Consider the following 2437-nt stretch of genomic DNA (forward strand, 5'->3'; position numbering starts at 1 on the left):
CAACTTCAGAGTTTTGAATTGTTGTATGCTGTGCTTTATGAAATATACTAAATACCGCTCTGTGTGCAATATCAGAATTGTAAGTACCCCAATCCGCAGATTTAAAATTGCTAAATGTATTGTTTCTGCCATATATATTATGCACATAATATTCTGTAACACTTGCTGTTTGTAGGCTGAAATTTGAAAAAATATTATCTGAAACATCATCATAAATTAATTGCCCGCTTTGTGTAGATTCTTGTAAATTAGTAGAATCAAAAAAGATTCCTCTTACCACTCTAGCAAAATTTACATTTGTAAAAACATTATCGTGAATGCGAGCACCAGAAACAGCACCTTTTCTAAAAGTTATACCTGTGTGCACTCCTTTTATTACAATGTTAGAAAATTTGTTGTAGCCCACATCTTTGTACTGACCATCAAGAACAATGCCTCTAGCGGCTACATCTGTTTGGGTTGTACTGCCCCACAAAGCCTTATGTCCAATATATAAATTATCAAAAACATTATGGTAATTGTCAATTTCTCTTGAAACACCATTTGGATCATTTGCTGTTACTGTTGCGTCTTGTGCTACATATATACCTGTACCTGACCCTTCTATATGAATAGCAAGATTTTTTATGGTATTATAATGCGATTTTACTTCAAAAATATTACCAGTGTAGCCTCCAGCAGGATTAATTTTTGTACCAAAACCTTCTCCCTCAATGGTTATGTTTCCTATAGCTAATGAATTAGTAGAACCATTTGTATTGTCTATAACAATAGGTCCATTTACGTTATACTCTCCTTCGAGAATAATGATGTGTTGATAGTTTTGTGATAAAAAGAAGTTGATAGCTTCATTTAAGTACAACCAGCTACCTGCTGTTTTGATAATATCTACACCTGAATTAGTATTGATTGGACCGTCATCATCATTACCTGATGTATTGCCTCCAACTTTTACCAATACAAAACCCGAATTGCGGGTGTGTGGGTTTACACCTAATGTTGGGTTGGGGTTAATACCGCTATATGGCACGGGAACTCCAAAGGCTAATGCTTTTGATTTGGTATAATCATTTGTCTCTTTACTAGAACAAATATACAAAACAGGACCAAAAACCGCATCGGTTTGATTACTCATTGTAGCATTGGTTAAAGAAGAGTTTTGAGCTTTAATGGATGACACGCTCAAAAACAGTAATAGCATTGCAACTACCATTTGTTTTACGGAAAAAGAAATTTGCTTCATGGTTAAAAAAAATTAAGGGTTAATTATTAAATTAATTAGTATATACTGCATTACCTTGATTTATCAATGTCTGTTTGTCAATAATTCCTTGTCCTGTAGGAGGTGCGGGCGGCTGCCCTCCGCCAATTTCAATTTGTTTTCCAGAAACAGGGAAAACAGTTATAAACTGATGTAAAATAGTATTCGTTATGTTCGAGTCGTTGATAGCATTCAATAATCTAAAAAATTCACAATATTGTAGTAGTGGTATAGTAATTATAGTAGATTGCGTCCACTCCCAAGTGGAGAAATTAAATTTTTTACAATATTGTAAAGCAGGAAAGTTTAACTGGTTAAATTCTATATAAGAAGGTCCATTAATAGTTTCAATATGTTTGAGTACAGGAAATGTTATAATGGGTTTTTTAACCGCAAAATTAAAAACATTAACGGTTTCTAATGTTGGAAAGTTTAGTTCGTTACATTCTGCTAATAAAGTAAAATCATTGGGGCCAACTTTTTTTAATTTATTAAAACTCACATTGTGTCCTGGTGCTTGATAAGGTAAGCGTATGTCTAAATAAGATGCCTCTTCAATATCATTACATTTTATATTTTTTGGCGTTAGTGGTAATGGAAAAGTTCCTTCGTTTTTAAACAATAGTTCTTTAATTTTTTTAAAACCACCTATAGTAATGTTTACTAAATCTTGGTTATTTTCAAATTCAATATGCCTTATGTTAGTGTCTGAATGAATATTGATAGCGGTAAGCTGGGTTGTGTTTTGCACATAAATGTTTTGAGTATTTTTACCTAGTTCATCTGTTAGCTGTGCTTGTGCTTCTTCATTAGTAATATTACCTTCAATGTATATGTTTTCTTTGCCAAGTCTTTCGGCTGTGGTGTAGTAGTTGTTTTCTTCGGTGCAACTAAAAAGGGTTATTAGAAGAAATAGAGCTACTGTTTTTAGTTTTTTCATAAAGTATGGTTTTATAGGTTAATAAATTAATTAGTTTTTTAATTTCTAAATTGTTGTTTTGAATTCTTTTCTAAATTAGTTTCTTTTAAGAAATGGAAATTACAGTAATGGATTAATTTGAATTTTGTTTAATATTAAAGTATAAACAAATGAAATGGGCTTTTTACTAGTTTGTTTTTTATATATTTTATGTTTTTATGATCAAATGTAATAAATTATTCGAGTTACTTACTTAG

General features: G+C 31.4%; 2 protein-coding genes. Both read right to left on the reverse strand.

The features are described from left to right. Positions 1-1243, reverse strand: a 1243-nt coding sequence (locus B0A58_RS03965; protein ID WP_133063068.1) for a hypothetical protein, incomplete at its 3' end; no start/stop codon positions are given. 31 nt (positions 1244-1274) lie between these two features. Continuing rightward, on the reverse strand, positions 1275-2201 hold the full coding sequence (locus B0A58_RS03970) for a hypothetical protein (protein WP_089079984.1): 927 nt from the start codon (positions 2199-2201) through the stop codon (positions 1275-1277). Positions 2202-2437: the final 236 nt, after the last annotated feature.

Origin of the sequence: Flavobacterium branchiophilum NBRC 15030 = ATCC 35035 (assembly GCF_002217205.1) — a bacterium.
GTDB lineage: Bacteria > Bacteroidota > Bacteroidia > Flavobacteriales > Flavobacteriaceae > Flavobacterium > Flavobacterium branchiophilum.